The organism is Mesorhizobium sp. M0960, from assembly GCF_040319055.1.
Classification (GTDB): Bacteria; Pseudomonadota; Alphaproteobacteria; order Rhizobiales; family Rhizobiaceae; genus Mesorhizobium.
This window is the reverse complement of sequence record NZ_JAMYNN010000035.1, coordinates 1-15,789: the sequence shown is the minus strand read 5'-3', so window position 1 is coordinate 15,789 and position 15,789 is coordinate 1. Positions and strand designations below refer to the sequence as shown.

Annotated in this window: 17 protein-coding genes and 2 pseudogenes; 9 read left to right on the top strand and 10 right to left on the bottom strand. The window is 59.7% G+C overall.

What is annotated here, in order from left to right; all coding sequences use genetic code 11:
- Positions 1–121, top strand: a pseudogene (locus tag NKH63_RS30515) (IS110 family transposase); the annotation flags it as partial.
- 290 nt (positions 122–411) lie between these two features.
- Here NKH63_RS30515 and NKH63_RS30510 read toward each other — a convergent pair.
- From NKH63_RS30510 to NKH63_RS30495, 4 genes and pseudogenes are all read right to left on the bottom strand, one after another.
- A pseudogene (locus NKH63_RS30510) lies at positions 412–876 on the bottom strand (transposase domain-containing protein); the annotation flags it as partial.
- A 54-nt stretch (positions 877–930) separates the two neighbouring features.
- Entirely contained in the window at positions 931–1,284 is a 354-nt protein-coding gene (tnpB, locus tag NKH63_RS30505) for an IS66 family insertion sequence element accessory protein TnpB (RefSeq protein WP_014761846.1), read from the bottom strand.
- Positions 1,265–1,738, bottom strand: a complete 474-nt coding sequence (gene tnpA, locus NKH63_RS30500; protein ID WP_352920290.1) for an IS66-like element accessory protein TnpA — start codon at positions 1,736–1,738, stop codon at positions 1,265–1,267. Before tnpA ends, tnpB begins: the two co-directional genes overlap by 20 nt.
- A 382-nt stretch (positions 1,739–2,120) precedes the next feature.
- Entirely contained in the window at positions 2,121–3,278 is a 1,158-nt protein-coding gene (locus NKH63_RS30495; protein WP_352613659.1) for an IS110 family RNA-guided transposase, read from the bottom strand.
- A 190-nt stretch (positions 3,279–3,468) separates the two neighbouring features.
- Between NKH63_RS30495 and NKH63_RS30490 the strand changes: the two genes are divergently transcribed.
- The 3 genes from NKH63_RS30490 to NKH63_RS30480 all read left to right on the top strand — a co-directional run bounded on the left by NKH63_RS30490 (position 3,469) and on the right by NKH63_RS30480 (position 6,864).
- On the top strand, positions 3,469–3,747 hold the full coding sequence (locus NKH63_RS30490) for a hypothetical protein (RefSeq protein WP_352451797.1): 279 nt from the start codon (positions 3,469–3,471) through the stop codon (positions 3,745–3,747).
- Positions 3,748–5,494: 1,747 nt separating this feature from the next.
- Entirely contained in the window at positions 5,495–5,881 is a 387-nt protein-coding gene (locus NKH63_RS30485) for a hypothetical protein (RefSeq protein ID WP_352920287.1), read from the top strand.
- Between the two features lie 440 nt (positions 5,882–6,321).
- Entirely contained in the window at positions 6,322–6,864 is a 543-nt protein-coding gene (locus NKH63_RS30480) for a DUF309 domain-containing protein (protein WP_352920284.1), read from the top strand.
- 69 nt (positions 6,865–6,933) lie between these two features.
- On the opposite strand, the gene NKH63_RS30475 is transcribed toward NKH63_RS30480, so the two are convergent.
- Positions 6,934–7,353, bottom strand: coding sequence for a hypothetical protein (locus NKH63_RS30475; protein WP_352920282.1), 420 nt, complete (start codon positions 7,351–7,353; stop codon positions 6,934–6,936).
- A 1,159-nt stretch (positions 7,354–8,512) separates the two neighbouring features.
- Here NKH63_RS30475 and NKH63_RS30470 point away from each other — a divergent pair.
- Positions 8,513–8,725 carry a cold-shock protein gene (locus NKH63_RS30470; protein ID WP_352920294.1) on the top strand — a complete coding sequence of 71 codons (213 nt, stop codon included), beginning with the start codon at positions 8,513–8,515 and terminating at the stop codon, positions 8,723–8,725.
- Positions 8,726–8,957: 232 nt separating this feature from the next.
- On the opposite strand, the gene NKH63_RS30465 is transcribed toward NKH63_RS30470, so the two are convergent.
- On the bottom strand, positions 8,958–9,428 hold the full coding sequence (locus NKH63_RS30465) for a Ros/MucR family transcriptional regulator (protein ID WP_352625479.1): 471 nt from the start codon (positions 9,426–9,428) through the stop codon (positions 8,958–8,960).
- Positions 9,429–10,078: 650 nt separating this feature from the next.
- Here NKH63_RS30465 and NKH63_RS30460 point away from each other — a divergent pair.
- From NKH63_RS30460 to NKH63_RS30450, 3 genes are read left to right on the top strand one after another with little or no spacing between them, the layout of a single operon-like run.
- Entirely contained in the window at positions 10,079–10,330 is a 252-nt protein-coding gene (locus tag NKH63_RS30460; protein ID WP_352920292.1) for a hypothetical protein, read from the top strand.
- Complete coding sequence (locus tag NKH63_RS30455; protein ID WP_352920279.1) at positions 10,296–11,066, top strand: hypothetical protein; 771 nt, start codon at positions 10,296–10,298, stop codon at positions 11,064–11,066. Before NKH63_RS30460 ends, NKH63_RS30455 begins: the two co-directional genes overlap by 35 nt.
- Positions 10,969–11,928, top strand: coding sequence for an SGNH/GDSL hydrolase family protein (locus NKH63_RS30450; protein ID WP_352920277.1), 960 nt, complete (start codon positions 10,969–10,971; stop codon positions 11,926–11,928). The genes NKH63_RS30455 and NKH63_RS30450 overlap by 98 nt, the downstream gene beginning before the upstream one ends.
- 7 nt (positions 11,929–11,935) lie before the next feature.
- On the opposite strand, the gene NKH63_RS30445 is transcribed toward NKH63_RS30450, so the two are convergent.
- Entirely contained in the window at positions 11,936–12,124 is a 189-nt protein-coding gene (locus tag NKH63_RS30445; protein ID WP_023722438.1) for a hypothetical protein, read from the bottom strand.
- A 179-nt stretch (positions 12,125–12,303) separates the two neighbouring features.
- The gene (locus NKH63_RS30440) at positions 12,304–12,585 is read right to left on the bottom strand and encodes a hypothetical protein (RefSeq protein WP_023722439.1); all 282 of its coding nucleotides are present in this window, start codon (positions 12,583–12,585) and stop codon (positions 12,304–12,306) included.
- Between the two features lie 313 nt (positions 12,586–12,898).
- On the opposite strand from NKH63_RS30440, the gene NKH63_RS30435 reads away from it, so the two are divergent.
- Complete coding sequence (locus NKH63_RS30435; RefSeq protein ID WP_023722441.1) at positions 12,899–13,177, top strand: hypothetical protein; 279 nt, start codon at positions 12,899–12,901, stop codon at positions 13,175–13,177.
- Here NKH63_RS30435 and NKH63_RS30430 read toward each other — a convergent pair.
- Positions 13,171–13,524, bottom strand: a complete 354-nt coding sequence (locus NKH63_RS30430; RefSeq protein ID WP_352920275.1) for a hypothetical protein — start codon at positions 13,522–13,524, stop codon at positions 13,171–13,173. The genes NKH63_RS30435 and NKH63_RS30430 overlap by 7 nt on opposite strands.
- A gap of 1,725 nt (positions 13,525–15,249) precedes the next feature.
- Positions 15,250–15,789: transketolase family protein (locus NKH63_RS30425; RefSeq protein WP_352920273.1), on the bottom strand; the 540-nt coding region annotated here is incomplete at its 5' end.

The following is a 15,789-nucleotide window of genomic DNA, read 5'->3' as shown; positions in this document are numbered from 1 at the left end:
CAACGGCGGCCGCCTCAAGAAGGCGATGATCGTCGCGCTCGCCCGCAAGCTGCTGGTGGCGCTGTGGAAATACGCGACCGCCGGCGTCATCATCCAGGGAGCGCTCATGAAAACCGCATGACCGCTTCCACCACCCTTTTCCTCCATTCCGCAAAGGCCTGATCAGCCTTTCGGATCCAGGTGGGCGAACCGAAAATATGCATGGCCTCAACAGCCGATCGGCAGAATGGTTTCGTCTTCCTGAGCCTGCGCCCGGACGCAAGCGGGATATTGGTGCTGCCGCCAGGAGCGGCGACCGCATGTGAGGTGGATGAGGCCCGGCGACCGGGCCGCGTCACGTGATCGGGCTCAGACCTTGGACCGAAACTGCGAAGGAGGAAAATCACACTTGACCATGTAATCCCCATGTGAAGCATATTTGAACCGCACATTCTGCAGGACCTTCGCCTTCACCTCGATATGAAGTTGCTCGGTAACGGCCTCGCCCATGCGATGCATCTGGTGACGGCAGCAAGGACAAGCCTTCTGAACGTCGGGAAGGTCATACTCGACGCGCTCGCGCGGCAGGTTTTCCGGCAAGGCCTTGCGGCCGCGCTTCTTTCCCGTCGCCCCTTCGCTCGCCGGCAAGCCCGTGTCCGGCAGGACAACGACGCCGCCATCTTCGTTGTCGGCGGCGTCCTCATCCGCGGCCTGTTCGGCTTCATTGAAGAGGCGGTCAATGTGCTTTTCACTGCGCGGCGCAAAACGATGCAGTCGTGCAAGCGCCAGCTCTTCCTCGAGTTTGACGACGCGTTCGGTGAGTTGACGGTTCTGCGCCTGCAGCGCAGCAATACGCGCCATCAACGCTTCAACAGTCGGTTCGCCGGGTCGATTCATCAGATTCTTGAATCGAAAGCATGCCGCCGCGTCAACCGCTCAATTCGAGAGCCCTCAACCCGCAACCTGATATTGCCGCACCGGATGGCGGACCATCGCATCGATGTCGATGCCGTCGAGGATCCAGTGCAATTGCTCGGTCGTAAGCGTGACCACCGCTGCCTCCCGGCGCGGCCACCGGAACTTGTCCTCGGTCAGCCGCTTCAGGACCAGCACAAAGCCCGACCGATCGAAGAACAGGAGCTTCATCCGGTCGCGACGGCGATTGCAGAACGCAAAAACCGCCGGAGCAAACGGATCGAGCGCCATCGTCTCTTGGACCAGAACCGCAAGGCTGTTGATGCCGGCCCGGAAGTCGATCGGCTCGCGGTGCAGGTAGACTTTCAGGTCAGCGCCCAGTCTGAACATGACCCAGTGCTCCGATGGTCGCCGTCAACGCATCCACATCACCGCATTCCAGCGTCAACGTCACGCCGTTCGGCAGCGACGCGCTCACCTTGGCTGGAGAGGAAAAAGGCGCTGTCCTTTTCAATGCCGACCTACGTGCCCCATCGCAAGTCCCCGGCAAATCCACCGCAGCCATGCTGCTCTGTCGCAGCAAGGCCCGATCGGAAGTGCTTTCAATCTGAACCGGAATGAACGCCGATGGTGGGGGCTGTGGGAGGGACTGGGTCTCCGCCCGCTTCTTTATCCACTTCCGAAGAAGGTTCGCATTGACCCCATGTTCGAGCGCAAGCCTCGATACCGACACGCCAGGCTCAAGACAGGCCGAGACAAGACGGTCCTTCGATGCCGGGTCGTATCGGCGTCGCCCGTCCCGACCGACAAGCCTCACCCGCAGTTTCTGCTCATCTTCTTCCATCACAAGGTGTCCACCTATTTTGGTGGACACCTTGTATGGGGATTTCGTTGTCAAGGGGCCTTCACTGATTTCGCGGTAAAGCGGTCAGGATAGCCATAACAGAACGGTTGGTCACTGCCTTGTGCATTGGTCCGCGAGCATCAAATTCGAGGGGAGCCTGCCTTTGGGCGCATCGCATTACGCCGCAACCTTGTATTCGGTGGGTCTGCAAAAGACCCGGACCATGAAGCAGTCATTGGCTTCAGCAGCAAGGCTCCGAGGCGGCGGGCCCATTCTCATGACGGCAAATAACGCCATGGTGTCCATCGGGACACCGCCACCTCGAATCGATACGCGCGGGCGTCATTACGGCGGTTGATCCGTCAGGCGCCCTGCAGTGTGTTCAGTTCATCGGGCGCAATGTGACGCCCATCGGGATTTCGCCGACGGTAACCAATCGCCAGAGCGCGATGAGTAACTTGCGTGCGAGCGCCACGATCATCGTCGTCTTGCGGGCGCCCTGTGCCGCTCGTGCCTGGAACCATTGCGTCAGTTCGCTATTCTTTTGGAATCTCAGGAAGCGCCAGGCCAATTGGATCAGCCCGCGTCGCACCCGGGCGTTGCCTGCCTTGGCCAACCCCTTTTCGCGTCGTTTAGATCCGCTCTCGTCGGGGGAGCCTGTCAGACCGGCGTAACGCGCCACCGCGCGCCGGTCTCTGAGGTTGCGGCTAAGCACCTCGTGGACCAGCATGTCGGCTGTCTCAATCCCGACACCAATCACGCGCGCCAATAGCACAACCATTGCATTATACCCCGACGCGGGCGCCTGCTCAAGCTGGGCAATTCTGGCTTTTTCAATCGTCGTGATCTGATCGCGCACCACCGCAAGCCGAGCCATGTCGCGCCGCATCTCTTCCAGCATATTCGGCGGAAGCGGCTGTCCTTCCGAAGTGCGCAGGTCCGGCAACTTCTTCGGCGCCCGGCGAAGCTCGGGCTTGAAGCCACGGATGCCGAGCCGAGCCAGCGCCCCTTTCATGCGATTGACTATCCGCGTTTTCTCGCTGACCAGGTTCTCCCGCTCGCGGCTCGGCCGCTTGGCATCCTCTTCCGCCAGTGATGGGATCGCCACCATGCGGCAGTGGCCACGCTCGCCACGCAGCCAACCCAGGAACACGCGCATCAGCATGGCCGTGTCTAGCCTGTCGGTTTTCGCCCGTCGGTGTTCACGGTTCACGGCGACGCTGGTTGAATGGATGACGTGAGCGTCTATGCCTCGCGTCTGCAGCCACCGGGCCAGCCAGAAGCCGTCTCGCCCAGCCTCGAAGGCCAGCGCGACCCGGTCTATCGGCATGCCCGCAGCCTCCGCCTCCGATCGCCAACGCGCGATCAAACCGAGCAATGCATTGGGATCGGGATCGAGTTTCTTGAGGGGGTGTCGCTGAACGCCGGGAAGCATTCCGGCCACCAGCCAGTTATTTTGACTCATTTCTACAACGACGAGCACAGTGCGAGCTTGATCCAATACAGTGATTGATCGGCTGAGATCGTCGACTTTGGACATGATAGTCTATCCTTCGGGTTGATCGTACGACGATGGTGCCACCTCGCCGCTCCCCCGCATAGCTTCTCATGCATCAGAGCACTCAACGCAAAAGGTGCGGGGAAATTCGCGCTTACTTGACGGCGACCGCACACAAGGTGTCCACCTATTTTGGTGACGCCTCATGCATCAGAGCACTCAACAGTAAAAGGTGCGGGGAAATTCGCGCTTACTAATTAACTGCCAAGCGACACACGTTTCGCGCGCGGATCTGCAGATCATCTTGCGGCGCGCGGCATTGATGCTCAGAAACGTCGCCGGCGTGCCGCTGGAACCGGCCACCGAGGACGCTCTCAACGCCATTGCTGCCGAAATGGAAATCGGCCGGGCGGACCTCATTCAGATCGTGCTGCGGGAATGGTTGGAAACGAACGCCTATCTGCCCGTGCGCGAAATCGATGAGGAGAATGAAACGGACGGGAGCGCGTAAATGCAAACTTCCGCGATCACGCTATGCACGGCGAAGCTGCGACTCATCTATCGCTAAGGCGCGGCGGACCTGATGGCCTGTCGTATTCGTCGATGGCCATGGTTCGAGCGATAGGAACGCGGAACGCCTCCGTGGCGCCCCGAATGTCGTCATCATATACGGCTTGTACACGTCCCCAACTGCCGCAGCTTTCATCGGCTGCGCACTTCGCCATCCGGACTTGAGACAGTGCCGGCTCTGCTTCGGTGCAACGTCCGCGATGGCGGCTCGATTCCTGGGCCAAGACTCCATTTTCGGGCGGCAATTCCAGCACCGACCTTGACCGAGTCATGCCGCATATCTGTTGGATGTCGCATCGTCGTAGCCCCGCTAAGCCGACCAGGCCTCCCGACCGCCGGATCGATAATGATGATCGCCTCTGGAGAATTGTTCTTGCTGTCGAGCGCGATGGTCTCCACCGTCTTGCCGTGCTCTATTTCCGCTCAGTCATGAGCAACGCCAGCCAGCCTGTCGACACTTTCGACGAGGTCCCGTGCCTTATCTGCATCGTGTGAAGGCTTTGTGGGTTCGCTCGGGCCGCGCCATCCCCAGCCTATCTTCCTTCACGCCCAACAGCGAAGCATCCAATGCTAATTCGTGAAGCGTCGAGAAAACAAAATTTGACTGGCAATCAAGTTTCTGTGGCGCGACCTTTCGTGGATGCGACAGCCAAACAGCCTGACTTCCCCACTGGGAATGCTTGCTGCCTCGACCTCTCTCCGGCCGGCCGAACGCCCTTTGCGGTGCCGGCCGACACGTTCCGTGCCGGTGCCGGAGCCGAGGAGAGCCCGAGGCCTTCACCATCATCAATCCGCTATATGGGCCATGCGCTCAACAACGCGCTGCAGGACACAGGACGTGCCGTCCCACAGGGATTATTGAATCCCGTTAGGATTTAAACGCCATATCCAATCGCAGCCATCCGCTGAACGCAGCTATCGCCGTCGACGCGAACATCGAACAGAACCGACCCTGCGGTTTTTTCCGCAGCGTCAGCCACACGATCGCAGAACGGTCGATTGAGGTAACAGGCACAGCAATAATCGTGTTGGGGAACAACGGAGAACTTAGATGCGCGTCGGTAAACGGGGACACCGCCCTTTTGGTGGCGGAATTGGCTGCGTGGAATGCGTCTCCGCTGAGTGAGTGCGCATTTCGCAAAAACGGGACAGTCGTTCCGCTAAATCGCGGACATATACTCGCCACTGAATTCGCAATCTGCCGGTTCGACTGGCAGGAAGAATGTGACTCGCGAACTCGTCCAAGAATAATTCCGAGACTCCTCATTTGGTCGCCATGAGATCGCGCTCCAGTTCCGCAATGCGCACGCACTTGCCGAGCGTCGTCCTGACGCAACGCCTTGATCCATCCTCGCCCGCGCATAAGTCTTCCTGCCAACACCCAACCGAAAAGCCATGCGGATTCCTAATTTCCGGCAAGCCGAAACGCTTGTGGAAAAGAAGCGCGGCGCTCGGGAGGACGAATGAAGCGATATTACAAGGTCGTTCGTCCTATTGGCCATCTTGGGCTGTGATGTTATGGGCAATCTGTTCGAGGAGCGCTCCAACGGCTTGGGCATGCCGCGGACAAGCGAAGTAGCGCCCGCCAAGAGCGCAGTTGCGATGTAGGCATCGGGAGGGCGATTGGTGCGTGGATAGTCAGCCCTGGCCTATTGTCGATTGTGCCAGCCGGCGCGCATTTTGCAGCCATGGTGGCGCAGCATGTTGAATTGGCGTTGTTTGAGCAGTCACTCTGCAATATCGAAGGCCTGCATCGGCCGTTCTGTGATCGTGTGGCTGACGCTGCGGAGAAAACCGCAGGATCGGTTCTTTTCGATGTTCGTGTCGACGGCGATATTTGCGTTCAGCGGATGGCCGCGATTGGATATGGCGTCACCGGCACAGCAATAATCGTGATGGACAAGTACGGAGAACTTAGATGCGCATCGGTAAACGGGGACACCGCCCTTTTGGTGGCAGAATTGGCTGCCTGGGATGCGTCTCCGCTGCGTGAGCAAGCGAGGGTTGACCACCGCGGAACGGCCATCATCCTGCTAGCCAAACTTCGGAGCTCTGGTCACTTCGCCCGGTTCTAGCCGGCTGAGCGCCGCTTCCTAGCTTGCGGGCTAAGCAGATGGCGCGGCGGCGATGAGGCACCAGCGCGCGAATCCCCGCCAGCAGCAGCCGCTCCGCAGTGAGACCCAGCTTCGTTCCCGTCATCAAACTGCTCACGTTGAACGCCGGCGCGACTGGCTCCGGGCGGAGATCGATCCGAACTACCTTGGGGTCGCCTTCGGCCTTGCGACCGGGCTTGCTGCTCGCAGAAGCAGCGTCAGTCTTCGGTGCGCGAGTAGTCGGGCTTCAAGACGGTCAAGCGCTATCGGCGTCTGCCACCGAAGACGTCCGGCGTCGTGCGTGTACGGCGGAGGCTGAAATCTCAGGGATGGAAGGACCCAGCAGCCAATGCAGGCGGTGTCCCATCAGATTCCATAGGACATGAATTGTCATCGACGTGCTTTCATGATTGCTGGGGTCTATGTCACGTCGTCGCTTGCTCCCCGAAAAGAATTTCCCGGGCTACGCATACCTGCCTGGCAAACATCCGCATCCGGTTCGCGACCCGCTGGGTCACAGTTACCAAAGCGACCCGGGGACCGTTGTTGCCGTCGAGGAATCACTCAGCTCAAACGGGTTCCGATGGGGTATCGACCTTTTCAATCACGGCTATTACTGGGAAGCCCATGAGGCTTGGGAGCCTCTTTGGCACGCTGCGAAACAAAGCACTCAGCATCGCCTTTTCTTCAAGGGACTGATCCTGTTGGCGGCGGCCGGGGTGAAAATCCGCGAGGGAAAGCGGGTCGCTGCCGCGCGCCATGCGGCGAGAGCTGCAGCGCTTTTTCGTCGGGTGGCGCCTCTGCCGAGCCGGCCCTTTGAGGCCGCACTCGGAATGACACCTGCCAAGCTCGCGGTACACGCCGAAACGGCCACAACTTTCCCGGCTGTTTTGCGAGAGCCGATGCCTGGCCAGCCTGAGCCCGTTTTCGATTTCATTCTCGCCCCTAAATCCGAGGGCGTCTGATAGGCAAGTGCACTGCCGGCCCGTCATGGACAGTTCGACAAGGGCAGCTTCAATCCTGGTGCGGTTGACCTACGGCACAGCCCGGCGCTGGCGGAGCACCCATGGCAGGCGCCGCTTCCATCGTTCACCTCTCGGCAAAGCAACATCTTTCTGCGGCCGCTTTTTCTGGCGGGTCCGTCTGTCTTCAGTCGGTGGGTTCGATGCCTTCGGAACCGGCGCTTTCTCAACCGTCGGCTGCTTAGGAAGCGATCCGTCGGGCATGATCACCTCCTTGGCGTCGGGTACCGCTTCACCAACGGCGGCCATGGGCCGAGAACGGATATCTTCACAAGGAAAAATCGGCACTTCAGCGATCGCACCTTCAGTCTTCGCTTCCGCGATATCGTTCGCGATGGCGGCCAGGTCGATGCCGCCCCAGATTGACTGTGGCCGCTTCATGAGCCCACGCTTCTGTTTGATCTCGACGACAAAAGGTCGCTGCTGCTTCATAGTGCTCTCGGCGGATTTGGGAGCGTGCGAATGTCGTCTAGGCCGATCGCACGCTTTCGTCCACCCGCCCACGCATTTTCCAACGGTTTTCGAAGACCGTGAAATCGTCCATGCCACGACTGAAGCGGCTCACCGCCGGAGCCTAGGTGTTTAGGCCCAGGCTCCCGATCTGTTGTCTTGCCGTCAGCATGACCGCCATAACGACCATATCGCCCACGCAGTCGCCTTTAGTAGGCCCATCGCGAAGCCGCAAAATGTTCAAGATGCAATGAAGATGGCCGCCACTTTTCCATGCTCGCATGTTCCCGAGTAAATCGGACCCGTCCAACGCATTTTTGCAATCGGCCACCTGCGACTGATTATGCTGCTGATGGTCCGCATGCCGGATGTCTGGGTGGCCGGGCACAGATTGCACTCGCAAGCGCTCGGCAATCCCAAAGCTGCACTTGCTGCACATGCATCGGCTTTCCTCCACCGATCAACCCTTAGTGTGGGTTGCGAAGTCGCAAGAGGTGGCGCTGACCAGGCTTGTTCCGCAGCCCTCGTTGTCGTTGATCCAGACGCTGGGTGGTGCATGAGGAATCGCAGCAGCGATCACCCACAGGACGGGTCAGCTTTGCTGCGCTCGATTTTGTCGATGATCAGATCGGCCCCCTTCTTCGCGAGAGTGGGCGCTCTAATCAGCCTAGAACGGCCTGATCCTGGTCAATCTCACGCGCGCCAACTGCCTCGCCGGATTGTAGAGCCTCTTGCGGGTGTTTTCTACAACAACCACCAGGGCATCAAATCAAGCAGGAAGTCGTCGATCGCGTGGGCGGTTGTTCATGACTCACCTTTGAACTGATCCAGCAAAACGCGCGCCTGATCGATCGCATCCGCGCTGGCCGCAGTGATTAACGCTTCGATCCTCTGACGATGGCGATCGTACGAGGTGCCGGCCCCCGACTCCTCATTGCAAGGTTCACCACGTGGTGCGTGAGTTTCGTCTACCTTTGCGACTGCCGCTTGATCGCCGCCAGTCCACTGGCTGCTCGATGCGCTTACCACGGCGTGTCGCTCCGGGCCTTGCGGTCTTTCGCATTTGCTGCGTTATACTATGAACCGGCCCGGCATGATCGCCGAACCAAAACGTGTTGCGAACTTTACAAGGAATACGCATATGGCAACTGGAACCGTGAAGTGGTTCAACAGCACCAAGGGGTTTGGATTTATCCAGCCCGACAATGGTGGTCAGGACGTTTTCGTCCACATTTCCGCTGTCGAACGCGCGGGCCTCTCGACCCTCGCTGACGGCCAGAAGATCAACTATGAGATCGAGCAGGACCGCCGCACTGGCAAGTCCTCCGCTGGCAGCCTCGGCAAAGCTGGCTGATTTTTCTCCTGCCCCCGGCAAGAGCCGGAAGTACGCGGCAAGTCCGGATGTACTGACGGCCGCTGGACAAGAGCGGGCGAGAATAGGGATCGGCGCAGCACATTGCTGGCGGAGGCGCTTCTTGTGAAACAAGGATGTTTGCAGTTGAAGGCGGGCTGTCCCCGCCTTCTCGTATTCTGCGCAGATGCCGACGGTAGCTGCGCGCTCCAGCACGACCTCGATTGCCGAAATTCTAAGCTGCGACCTTCTTGCGGGTCCGCTTCGCCGGTGCCGGCGCCGGCGTTTCCGGCTCTTTCGGTTTGCGGCCGAGTCCCATCGTCTTGGCCAATGCCGAGCGCGCGGCAGCGTAATTCGGCGCGACCATGGGATAATCTGCCGACAGGCCCCATTTGGCGCGATATTCATCTGGCGTCAGGCCATGGTGGGTCGACAGATGGCGCTTTAGCGATTTGAACTTCTTGCCGTCTTCAAGGGAGATGATGTAGTCCGGTGTCACCGACTTCCTGATTGGGACAGCAGGCGTAAGCGCAACCGGCTTTTGTGCGGTGACGCCTGCAGCCGTGCCTTTCAGCGCCGCGTGCACTTGGCCGATCAGGGCAGGGAGATCCCCCACCGGGACCGGATTGTTGGAGACATAGGCTGAGACGACATCGGCCGTGAGCTCGATGAGGGTGTCAATGTTTTTTGCGGCTTCTTCTGTCATGAAATTCTCCGGGCAGCCTGAAACACAGTCGGCGAAGTGTTGCTTAATAGTGGCGGTTGTCGCTGAAAGCAAATACAGCCCGGCAGGACTATCGCGATGCTCGTCGGCACCGAGGACCATAGCGCTGCATCCGCCGTCGTGCGCGTGTTGATCTGCGCGCTGTCGGCCGGGCAAAACGAAGCGCCAAAGATGTTTTGCGCCCCCCATGAAGCCCCAAGGTCGTCCTTCCGCAGCTCACGAAGCCCTCACGGATGCGGTAGCTAGGCTTCGGTTCTTGACTTTCGATTTGACCTGCGCCCCGGCCAGCGCGCCCTCGGCAGGCGCTGCGAACTCGAATACGGTGGTTGAACCGATGCTGAGCATTGCGGTAATTCAAGCACAAGCTTTGCCTGTTAATCCTGTGGTCACAAACGACCTTGATGGCCACCAATCCGCGCGAAACCCGATGTGCAGCCGCACGGTCTTGAGCTTTTTGCAATTCTCGCTAACCTGGGTCGAACCGCTCAGAAGATGCGCATATCGCCTCGAGCGGGCGCTTGCGGGTCATGATCGCGGTGTTGTGTTAGCTACGATGTTTCCCATCCGCTTGGTTAGGCTGTCGAAAGAAACAATCGCTCTTCGATCACTTACTTCCGGAGCCCGATATCATGATGAAATATCCAGACGTTAAACCAGGTCTTAAAGAAGAAGTGCCCTGGTCTGACAGCCTGACCAGCTACGACCGCCAGCACTTCACGACCTACCTGAGGCTCCTGGATGCAGGTGCCGACGAGGCAAGCTATGAGGAGATGGCGCAGGTCATCCTCGGCATCGATCCGGTGCAAGAGCCGGAGCGGGCCCGGAAAACCGACGCTTTTGGACCTCAAAGTGTCCGCTGCCGACCTCGGCCTGCGGGTTGGTGAACCCGTTGAAATCATCGTTGATCTGATCGCCGCACAAAGCCTTCAGATCATCGGCAGCATCGCGGTGTCATCCGGGGTGGCGCACAACGAGAGCAACACGGTCAACCCGGCAGTGGCGGGCGGGCTGGGCTACATGAGCGTTGGGCTGACCGTCACGCCGACCCAGAACGATGTCACGTTTGGCACGAGCCTGCTGGTTCGGCTCAACATCGCTGCCGGCGTCGGTGCGAATGGCCTGTTCGTGCTCGGCTGGGCTGTCCAGAAGGCCAAGTCACGCCTGACCTACATCGGCGGGGCTCTCCAATCTGCGGCCATGGTGGCGGAGGATGCGCACCCGAAGCTTAACATCGACCCGTTCTTCCGCATTGCGGCCAGCGGCGTCACCAACGACTATGCTGGCAACCCCCTGATCGGAGCATCGGCTGGCGGGTTTCCTCCTGTTCTGGTCAACGCGCCGGCAGGCTCGCCCTTCGGCACCAAGGCCATCAAGCTGCCGGCCGGCCACGCTGCACGACATCAAGACGCCCGTAGCCGAAGCAGGGTTGACGGTGGGAGAAACTGTCTGGTGTATCTTCGCCTTCATGGCGGGGAGTGCCCAGTCCATCCAGTTCATCGACTACATTCCGGTGTCGTCCGGGGTGACCCAGACCGTTCAGATAACCAAAACGGTCAATGGCCTCACGTATATTTCGCTGCCCATCGTGGTCACCCAGAACGACGTTACCTACGGCCTTAATCACCAGCTCCGCATCCTTCCGACAAGGGCCTTGGCCGCGGATACCTACCTTCCCGGCTGGGCCATCCAGAAGGCACCGGGCCGGCTGATCGATAACCATGGCCGGTTTGACAAACTGGCCAAGGACGTTGCCTCCGTGCCGGCCTCGCAGTTCGCCGGCAAGATCGGTGCGCACTTCGGCGATAGCATCATCGAAAGTGTCATCTGGCCGGGCATCACGCCGACCGCCAAGATTGCCCAGCGCACCGGCATGACGATCACCAACGGCGGCGGCGGCGGTACCCGCATGGCCAACCATGCTGCGAACTATGACAAGTTCTCGTTTTACCGGCTGGCCGATGCCATTGCCTCCGGTGATTTTTCCCAACAGATAGCCGCAGCAACGGTCATCGGAGGCACCTTTCCAGCGATTGCAGCGCGCATGGCATCGGTGGATTACAGCCTGCTGGATTACCTGATCCCCTCGTTCGGCACCAACGACTTCACCGGCGCCGGCCCGACGTGCCCCATCGGCACCAATGCGGACATAACCGGGGCGACCTTCAAGGGAGCCATCAACTACGGCATCCAGACGATCATGACCGCCCGGCCGAACCTGAAGCTCATCTTCACGACGCCGATATGGCGGACGCTGGACGGCACTGCGGGAGGAGCCGGAAGCCAGCTGATCGACTACGCCAACGCCATGCTTGAGGTCTGCGCCCTAAACAGGGTGCCAGTGGTCGATCTGTACCGCCGCTTCATCATCAACCAGTTCAACTACGTTCATTGGATGGGTCCTGGAGACGGAACTCACCCCAACAATCTTGGACAGGACCTGATCGGCGGCATGATGGCGGCGGGGCTGTTCGACAACTTCTAAGTTGCGCCTAGACAATCTCGGCGCGGACGAAATGCCATGACGCCGTGTTAATGATCGTGTCCGGGGTGTAGGGATTGGTGAGTTTCACTAGCGTCCCATCAACTTCCGCGACCGTCCAGACGCCAGTTTCGTCGCTCCAGTCGCCCGGAACCGCTACAATCATGGTGATGCGGTAATCTCTTCCGATTTCGAACATTCGGCCCTCCCCAGTTTTTGGTTCGGGGCAGAATGCGCGCGTGCTTGGGTCGGCGCAAGCGTCACCGACCTCGCAGGCGCGGATGGCGTCGACCAGCGCGACAACCGCGCCACGGGCCAGGTGGATGCCATCCTCGACGTGATCTCGAGCAACCTTTTCACGGCGATGGCAAATCTACCCTAGTGGAAGTCAATCTTTTTCGACGGCTGCGCGGTGTGGCTTTTGAGACTGATGAGCGCAGGCGTGTCGATCTTCGACGCTATCCGCCGGGCCAGTTCCCGCAATTCGAAAAAGCCGTCAATACTCATCAGGCTCAACGGTGTGCCTGACGAAGTATCCCACCGCAAAGGTACTTTGTCTTGCCTGTACGAAGATCCGTTCATCTCGCAAATGGCGTCGTAAATCGCCTGTGCGATCGACATTTCGGCACGGATACGCTCTGCGTCTTTTTGGCTGTTCATAAGAATTTTTCCCCAAACCACGGTCCCCCTTAGCCGCTTTCATTAGGTGTCGCTAGATCACGCGGATGTGACACGTCGGATAAAATCGATTGATATGGCCGAGGGAGCGCACGCGGTTTTCTTTGGTCTTCGCCGTGTTGAGCGCCGTGCAAGACTCGTGCCGCGTCCATCTTGATCGCAGCGTTGAATGGGCACTATTCGCAATGTATATTGCGCGCATGAGCACTGCAGCTGACAACAATTTTTTGCTGCCGCCCCCGGCTCCAGCGTATCTGCCGGCGCGCGTCATCGGCGACCCGAAGAAGGCGGCGTAGTGGTCAGCCCGCTTCCGGATCCCGAGGTCGCGGACGAAGCGCCAAGCGAGCCCTACCTCACCCCATACGACAATAAACGCGTCGCCATGTATATGTGGCTGCTGGACGCCGCCTATGACGACGAGGATTGGCGCGTGGTTGCCAGGACTGTGCTGCATATCGATCCCGAGAAGGAACCGAAGCGGGCGCACCGAGCCTGGGAAACTCATCTCGCCCGCGCCCGGTGGATTCTCAAGGAAGGGTACAAGTTCCTGTTCCCGAGCCCCACGACTCACTGACGAGTCTGTCCGTTAGGGCCGAAATTGGGGCCGCAAGAAGATACCGACAAAAGGTTTAATGAAATCAACGGCATCTGGCGGAGGGAGTGACCGTCCGGCTGTTTTTTCGCGCCGACGTCATGCCTTTTCTTCGCACCGGTTAAAGGTTTTGGTTCCCTGGACCAGGAAACATCGATGGGGCTCGCGGTCACCCAGGTGAACCCACCGCATCCACCATGCGCATCAAGCGCACTGGTCAGTCGACGCGACAATACACGAGACCCGCCGCGCAGTGCCTGCAGTTCTTTGAGACTGGCACTGATGAAGGCAAGTGCCTCGCCGCGGTTGGGAACCGGTCCCTTCTTCATAGCACGAACCCTGCTGCCACGAATTGACCCCCACTTAATTAAACGCGCTCTCATGGCGTGAAAGTGACTGTCAGCATTGGAGGCGCGGAAATTTCTCCCAATGCAGATGCTCAAGACGTCCTTCGCACTGCCGGACGGTGCCTTTTTGAAGCGAAACAACATGGACGAAATCGTGTTTCGTTCGTCTATGACGCCGCCATGTTGCGGGTCGTGACGCCCTAACCTACCGCTGGCCCAGCCCTGACGCTGGCAGAGTATCGCGAGAATGGGGCCTGCCTTCCAACCGATTGCGGATGCACCAACAACCCGGCCACGTTCGACGTTTCACAGCCTGGGGCCTATTTTTCAGGTAACCGGCAATTCGTTGGAGTCCGTTCTCCAAAGTGACGCAAAAAGGCCCGCCCCATTGTCTGGAGCAGGCCCTTTGACTTGCGCGGTACTCAGAACCTTGCCGCTTCGCGAAAGATAATAGCGAATGGTAAACATCGACTGAACCTCCGTGCCGCTTCGGTGGCCTTGGGTTAGGTGCGGCCTGTCCTTGTTGCTTGGCGAGATCGGGGCGGCTGATGCCGGCTCAGTGCGACGCGGATTTCGTGCAAACCCCAACAATGCTGCCCCCGCATCGATCACCGCAAGCAGATTGGCCAGCTAAATGTCATCCACTGCAGGGCAAATTCGTTGCTCGCCGGCCGACAAATGCTGGGAGGCACTGCATGCGCGCGCTCGGGGACCTGCGGTGAAAGATTGGCGCCCGGCCGCGATTGATCAAAGTTGGGCCTACGGACCGAGTGTCACCGCTTGCGATCGTAACATTGCTGCGATCCGAATTTACTCTTTGGCTCGCGCCCAAGCTGGACGCTCAAGAATGCCGCGTCTTCGCCGATATCCTGACGCTTCAGCCCGGCGACCGGTGGCGCAGGGAAATCTCACGAACGCGAGCCGGATCGCGAGCCAGACCGAAGATGAGCTTTCCACCTCTGCATGATACCGGAGTCTGGGCCCGTTGGCGCAGGATGGAAGTCGATCCTGATGTACGATGATACACTTCCCGTGCGTCGAGATGGGCGGACTCGAAATGAGGCCGCAGTTCGTCAACGACACCGTTGTCGCTCGGGATTGCCTGCTCGAACAGCAGATGTCCGTAATCGGCCGTCAGGCTTCGAGCTCCTTCGGCTAACTTTTGAGGGCGGCGATGAGTAGCCCCAAAAGAGCCTTCCGCCACCGGAGCAGGAGCGAGAAGTTGTAGCCGGCGGGGGCCAGGACGGCGTCGCCCTGCTGGCGGGCGAGGTAGTTGCGGCCAGCTTCTTTCGCTTCGCGCCACCAACCTTCGACCAAACCGGTGCCGTGACACCCGTTCCGAGAACAGGCGAGCCGCGCGCCGGTCCATATGCCGCGAAGGACAGACGAGCCAACATCCCGAAACTTGCTTACGTCGAACTCGCGGGAGACCGGCACCAGGGGGCCTGACACCAAGTCCTCGAATGCCCTCGATGTGTGTTCAAGATCCTAGGAAGTTCTCTCCTTACCACTGGAAGACAGCTCGTCCAGCCGCATCTGAACAGGAGGCCGGTGCTCAATCAGTGCCGCGCAGGATGTGCCCGATTGACAGGCATCAGGGAAGCCCAGGTCCTTAGTCCACAACGCTGTGACGAGCGCGACAACCGCGGCGGGGTTAGCCAGCTCACAGTTCAAGTCGATGGCTCAACTGTTGCATGGGGAGAGCTCTTACTTCTCGCTCCAAGTGCGGACGCGGCGCACGAGCTCGGAAGTTGAGATCCCGTAGCGATCGTGAAGCGTCGGCAGCGCGCCAGCGTCGAGGAACTCGTCGGGCAGGGCGATCTGCCGAAAGACTGGGGCCACTCCCTCCCGCATCAGCAGCGCGGCGACACCTTCGCCCAGCCCACCGATGATGGTGTGGTTCTCGGTCACTATCATTAGCCGTCCCGGACGGCGCGCCGCGGCAAGTATCGTCTCCGTGTCCAGAGGCTTGATCGTCGGAACGTGCAGAACGGCGCAGCCGATCCTGTCGGCTTCAAGCGCCTTCGCCGCGTCCAGCGCGCGCATGGTCATCAGGCCGCTCGAAATGAACAGCACATCCTCACCCTCGCGCAACAGGCGTGCCTTGCCGATTTGGAATGTGTAATCGTACTCGTCGAGCACGACAGGGACCTTGCCGCGCAAAAGCCGCATGTAGACCGGCCCGTTGTAGTCCGCGATCGCCTCCGTGGCCTGTTCGATGTCGAGCGCGTCGCAAGGGTCGATGAT